Annotated in this window: 5 protein-coding genes; 1 reads left to right on the top strand and 4 read right to left on the bottom strand. The window is 70.8% G+C overall.

Annotated elements, in window-relative coordinates:
* Positions 1–851 (top strand): IclR family transcriptional regulator (locus ACFTZL_RS40020; RefSeq protein WP_382593995.1); only part of this gene is annotated, 851 nt, incomplete at its 5' end.
* 6 nt (positions 852–857) lie between these two features.
* Here the strand turns inward: ACFTZL_RS40020 and ACFTZL_RS40015 are convergent.
* The 4 genes from ACFTZL_RS40015 to ACFTZL_RS40000 all read right to left on the bottom strand — a co-directional run bounded on the left by ACFTZL_RS40015 (position 858) and on the right by ACFTZL_RS40000 (position 5,668).
* Positions 858–2,402: an aldehyde dehydrogenase (NADP(+)) gene (locus tag ACFTZL_RS40015; protein WP_382593992.1), complete on the bottom strand. Its 1,545-nt coding sequence runs from the start codon at positions 2,400–2,402 to the stop codon at positions 858–860.
* 92 nt (positions 2,403–2,494) lie between these two features.
* Entirely contained in the window at positions 2,495–3,025 is a 531-nt protein-coding gene (locus ACFTZL_RS40010; protein WP_382593989.1) for a flavin reductase family protein, read from the bottom strand.
* A 141-nt stretch (positions 3,026–3,166) separates the two neighbouring features.
* Positions 3,167–4,570, bottom strand: coding sequence for an LLM class flavin-dependent oxidoreductase (locus tag ACFTZL_RS40005; protein WP_382593986.1), 1,404 nt, complete (start codon positions 4,568–4,570; stop codon positions 3,167–3,169).
* 267 nt (positions 4,571–4,837) lie between these two features.
* Positions 4,838–5,668: an MFS transporter gene (locus ACFTZL_RS40000; protein WP_382593983.1), complete on the bottom strand. Its 831-nt coding sequence runs from the start codon at positions 5,666–5,668 to the stop codon at positions 4,838–4,840.
* Positions 5,669–5,696: the final 28 nt, after the last annotated feature.

Below are 5,696 nucleotides of genomic sequence, written 5' to 3'. Positions count from 1 at the left end.
GGATCAAACAGTCGGACTACCCGGTCGGCTGGAAAGGCGTGGTCAGCTCCATGTCCGAAGATGACGGACTCACCAACAAGTCGGTCGTGAAGGGGGTACAGCTGCTCCGCGAACTGGCACGGCACGGCTCCGGAGCGACGGTCACGGACCTGGCCAAGGCCGTGGGGCTGTCCCGGCCGACGGCGTTCCGGCTTCTGAACAGTTTCGAGCGGACCGGCTTCGTCGACCGGAACGACGCCAAGTACACCCTGGGCTGGGAGTTCGCGCGGCTGGCGCGGCAGGCCGATCCGTACGCCGGCCTCGTCTCGCGGATCCAGCCCATCCTGGACGAACTCGCGGAAACGCTCCGGGAGACGGTGACGATGTCGGTGCCGACGCCGCCCGGCCGGGAGCTGGACCTGATCGCGGCTGCCAAGGGCGCCCATGTCGTGGGGGTGTCGGTCGGGGCGCTGATCGGCCAGCACTGGCCGTTGCACGCGAGTTCCACCGGCAAGATCCTGCTGGCCGAGTTGACGGCGGAGGACCTGGAGAAGGCCCTGCCGGAGCGGCTGGAGTCCCTGACCCGCGACACGATCGTCGACCGGGATGCCCTGTTCAGAGAGTTGCAGCAGGTCCGTGAGCAGGGCTATTCCATCATCGACAACGAGCTGGAGGAGGGACTGCTCTCGCTGTCCCGCCCCCTTCGTGACTCGGCCGGCAGTCTGGTGGCCATCCTCACCGTGGACGCGCCTCGCTACCGCTTCGGCCGCGACCGTATCCCCGAGGCCCTGCAGCGGATGCAGGGCGCGACGGACCAGCTCGTGGATCTGATGTGGCCGGGCGACAAGGACGTCCCGGCCGACCGGGTCTGACCCGGGTCAGCTCTCCGTCGCCGTGGCCGGGAGCCGCTCAGATTGTCCGTCGATGGTGCGCGGGACCCGCAGCGGGTTGCTCTCCCGGAGCGCCGGCGGGAGGAGATCGTCCGGCGCGTCCTGGAAGACGACCGGGCGCAGGAAGCGCCACACCGCGCCGGTTCCCACCGAGGTGTGCGCGGAGGTGGCCGCCGGGTAGGGGCCGCCGTGGTTCTGGGCATGGGTGACGGCGACACCGGTGGGCCACGCGTTGAAGACGACTCGTCCGGCACGCTGCTGCGCCAGTTCCACCAGCCGCCGGTATTTGTCGCCTCCCGGCGCACCGGAGGCCTCCCGGGAGGTGTGGATGCTGACGGTCAGGGCGCCGTCGAGGTCGGCCAGCAGGTCTTCCACCTCCTCCTCCGTGTCGTACGGCACCACCAGCGCGGCCGGGCCGAAGCACTCCTCGAGCAGGACGGCGGCCGCCGCACGAAGCTGTGCCACGGAGGCGACGCGGACCAGACTGGGCGAGACCTGGGGCACTCCCCCGTCGTCCGTGGAGACGGCCCCCTTGACGAGAACGTCCGTGCCCGCGGCCGCGGTGATCTCGGCGAGGCGGTACCCGTAGCCGGTGGCGATGTCGGCGCTCAGCATCGGGGCGGCAGCCACCTCGCCCGCCGCACGGGCGATCACTTCGACCGTCTGTGCCGTGTCCGCGTCCCTGGGCAGCAGGAGGACGCCCGGCTTGGTGCAGAACTGGCCGGTGCCCAGGGTGAAGGAGGCGACGAAGCCGGAGGCGATCTCCTCCGCTCGCTCGGCCAGCGCTTCCTCGGTGACGACGACGGGGTTGATGCTCCCGAGTTCGCCGTAGAAGGGGATCGGGGTCGGGCGGGCGGCGGCGATGTCGAACAGGGCCCTGCCGCCGCGCACGGAGCCGGTGAACGCCGCGGCGCTGATCCGGGCGTCGCGCAGCACCGTGACGCCCGCCTGCCGGCCGGTGATCATGGCGAAGACGCCTTCGGGAGCCCCCGCCTCGGCCAGCGCCTCGTGCACGATCGCCGCGGTCGCGGCAGAGGTACGGGGGTGCCCCGGGTGCGTCTTGAGGATGACCGGGCAGCCGGCCGCGAGCGCGGAGGCGGTGTCGGTGCCCGCGACGGAGAAGGCGAAGGGGAAGTTGCCCGCCGCGAAGACGACGACCGGGCCGATCGGGACCTGGTGGCGTCGCAGTTCGGGGCGCGGGCCGAGGACGAACTCGGGGTCGGCCCGGTCGATCGTCACATCCAGGTAGGCGCCGGAGCGCACCCGGTCGGCGAACATGCGCAGTTGCACGGTGGTGCGCTTGATCTCGCCGGTCAGGCGGCCGGTGGTGTAGCCGGTCTCCGCAGCCGCCGGCGGCACCAGTTCGCCGGTCCGTGCGTCCAGCGCGTCGGCGACGGCGGTCAGCGTGTCGGCCCGGGCGGCGGGGGTGAACCGACCCCACGAGGGCGCCGCGGCGGCTGCCCGGGCGAGGAGTCGTTCGACTTCTTCCGGTGCGGTCTCCGGCTCGGTCGCGGAGGGGCGCGTGGTGCTCATGGTGTGTCCTGTTCCGGTCTCGGAGGGAAATCGGGCGGCGAGGACGGGGCAGCCGCCCGCGAGCTGTCGGGTCGGGCCGGGAGGGCCGGGCCTCAGGCGGCGATCGGGTCCCGGTAGCTGCCGAGCCGGCCCTTGTGGAAGACGAGCGGCTCGCCGGGGCCGGTGGACATGCGCAGTACACGGGCGATGACGATGACGTGGTCGCCCCCGTCGAGCTCCTGCACCTGCTCGCAGTCGATCCAGGCGACGGCGCCGTCGATGCGCGGGGCGCCGTCCGGGGAGGCGTGCCAGGCCACGTCGGCGAACTTGTCCCCGCTCTTGCGGGACAGCGAGCGGCACACGGACTCCTGGGCCTCGGCCAGGACACTGGCGCTGAACCGGCCGCCGCTGCGGACCTTGGGCCAGCTGCTGGAGGTGCGGGCGACGCTGAAGGTGGCCAGCGGCGGGTCGAGGGAGAGCGACTGGAACGTACCGACGATCATGCCGACGGGCTGCTCCGTCGCCGGCTCGACGCCGGTCACGGCCACCACGCCGGTGGGCAGGTGGGACATGACGTGGCGGAAGTCCGTCTGGTCGATGCGGACGGTCGGGTCGAGCTGGGTGCCGGAGGAGGTGGTGGTCATGATGACGCTCCCTTCGATGTGGTGCGACGAGCGGGTTTGGTGCGGCGAGCTGATGTGGTGCGGCGAGTCGTTGCGGTGCGGCGAGCGGAGAAGGTGTCGGGGCGCACGGCCCGCGCGGGACGCGCCCGGTGCGATGGGCCGTCAGGCCGGTGCGCCCTGGTGCCGCGGGGCGTTCGCGCGGATCGCGGAGGCCGGGTGGTCGGGCAGGGTGAGCTGCCGCCCGGCGCCGTAGAAGCTTTCGCGCAGGGTGGTGGTCCTCTCGTCGTAGGAGTCCCGGACCAGGCCCTGCCGCCGCAGTTCGGGCAGGGCCAGTTCGATGAAGTCCTCCCAACTGCCCGGCTTCGTCGCGTAGCTGAGGTTGATGCCGTCGATGCCGGCGGTCTCCTGCCACCGGCGCAGCTCCGCGGCGACGGTTTGCGGGGAGCCGACGACGACCGCGCCGCTGCCGCCGATGCCGATGAACTCGGCGATCTGCCGGGCTGTCCAGGTCCGGTCGGGGTCGGCCTTGGAGAACATCTCCACCATGGAGCGGGAGCCGTCGACGTCCGCGTACTCGAGGGGAGTGTCGGGGTCGAGGGAGCTCAGGTCGATGCCGGTCCAGCCGGCGAAGCGGGCCAGGGCTCCCTCGTAGCTGACGTTGCGCACGTGCTGCTCGAACTTCTCCTGGGCCTGCGCGTCCGTGGGGGCGACGATCACGGTGATCAGGGCCAGCACCTTCACGGAGCGCGCGTCACGGCCCGCCTCGGCGACCGCGGTGCGGATCTTGTCGACGCCGCGCCGGGTCATCTCGGGCGTCAGGGAGTTCACGAAGACCGCTTCGGCGTTGTGTGCGGCGAAGCGCATCCCTCGCGAGGAGGCGCCTGCCTGGAACAGCATGGGGGTGCGCTGCGGCGACGGTTCGCACAGATGCACCCCCGGGACCTCGAAGTAGGTGCCCTTGTGCTCGATGGGGTGGATGCGCCGCGGGTCGGCGTAGACGCTCGCCTCCGCGTCGCGGACGACGGCGTCGTCCTGCCAGGAGGCTTCCCAGAGCTTGTAGCAGACCTCCAGGTACTCGTCGGCCATGTCGTAGCGCTTGTCGTGCGGGATCTGTGTGCCGAGCCCCAGGTTGCGGGCGGCCGACTCGTTGTACGACGTGACGATGTTCCAGCCGACCCGGCCGGCCGTCAGGTGGTCCAGCGTGCTGAACTTGCGGGCCAGCGCGTAGGGCTGCTCGTACGTCAGCGACGCCGTGACCCCGAAGCCCAGGTGGCGGGTGGCGGCGGCCATCGCCGACACGACGAGCGTCGGGTCGTTGATCGGGAACTGCCCGGCGTCCCGGATCGCGGCGTCGGGTGAGCCGGCGTAGACGTCGTGGTAGCCGACGGTGTCCGCGAAGAAGATGCCGTCGAAGCGGGCGTCTTCGAGCATCCGGGCCATGCCGGTCCAGTACGAGAGGTCGGTGTAGCGCGCGCCCTGGTCCCGGGCGTCCCGCCAGGACCCCGCGGTCAGGTGAGCGGGGGCGGTCACGTCGAAGGCGAAGAGTTTCAAGGGCTGGTTGCTCATGCTGCGCTCCAGGCGAGTGGCGGGCTCTGCCCGCAACGAAGAACGTTCATTAAGCGAACGTCGCGTTCAATTCGAATGTTGGAGTCTCGTAAGGCGTGGTGTCAACGGGTTCAACATGGTCGGATTCTCGTGATTCTGGAGGCCTCCAATCCCACTTCGGTTGCGTCGTTCGCATAGTGAACGCGCACGTGGACACGACGGGCATGCCGCCGCGTCCACGTGTGCGCACAGAGGGCTGTGACCTTGGATGTATGGGTGCCGTCGGAGCTACGCCTTCTTCTCGACGGCCGCGTCCGCGTGCGGGGCCGACGTCTCGCTCAGCGGGCGTCCCATCGTCTCCGGGGCGAGGGCCTGGGAGACCGCGGCGCCGACCACGCAGATGCCCGCGGCGATGAGCATCGTCGGCCCCGCGCCGAGATGATGCATCGCCAACGGGAGCAGAAAGGTGCCCAGGCCGGCGCCGACCCGGCTGAAGGCGGTGGCGAATCCGGTCCCGAGGCCGCGGATCTCCGTGGGGAAGATCTCGCCCGGATAGACGCCGGTGAGGGCGGTACACATCGCGTTGGCGAAGGCGAAGATCAGGAAGCAGGCAAGGATCAGCGCGGAGGGAGCGGAGGACCACAGCCCGATGACGACGAGCACGGCCGCACACACCCACTGCTGAGGGATGGTCAGCCTGCGTCGGCCGACCCGGTCGATGAGCGCCAGCGAGGCCAGCACACCGGCGAGGGCGAGGCCGTTGATCCCGATGGCCCCGCCGAAGCCGTCGCCCAGGCCGTAGTCGGACAGCACGCTGGCCGCGAACGTGGCGATGGCGAAGTACGGGGTGACGGCGCAGAACCAGAACACCGAGATGAATGTCGTGGCCCGCCAGTAGCCGCGCGAGAACAGCATCCCGAAGGTGCCGGGGCGAGTGGATTCGTTCGAGAGGTCGAGGGCTTCGGAAGGCGACTCGAGGTAGTCGTGGGCGACCTGCCGGGCCTCCTCGGTCCGGCCCTGCGTCATCAGCCACCGGGGGGACTCGGGCATGCCCAGCCGGGCCGCGAACAGGATGACCGCCGGGAGGGTGCTGGAGCCCAGGATGATGCGCCAGTCCATCGAGAACACCGCGCTCATGGTGTATCAG

It is taken from the genome of Streptomyces sp. NPDC056948, from assembly GCF_042674225.1.
GTDB classification, from domain to species: domain Bacteria; phylum Actinomycetota; class Actinomycetes; order Streptomycetales; family Streptomycetaceae; genus Streptomyces; species Streptomyces purpurascens.
Note: the sequence above shows the minus strand (reverse complement) of the source record. Positions and strands in the feature narration are given on the sequence as shown.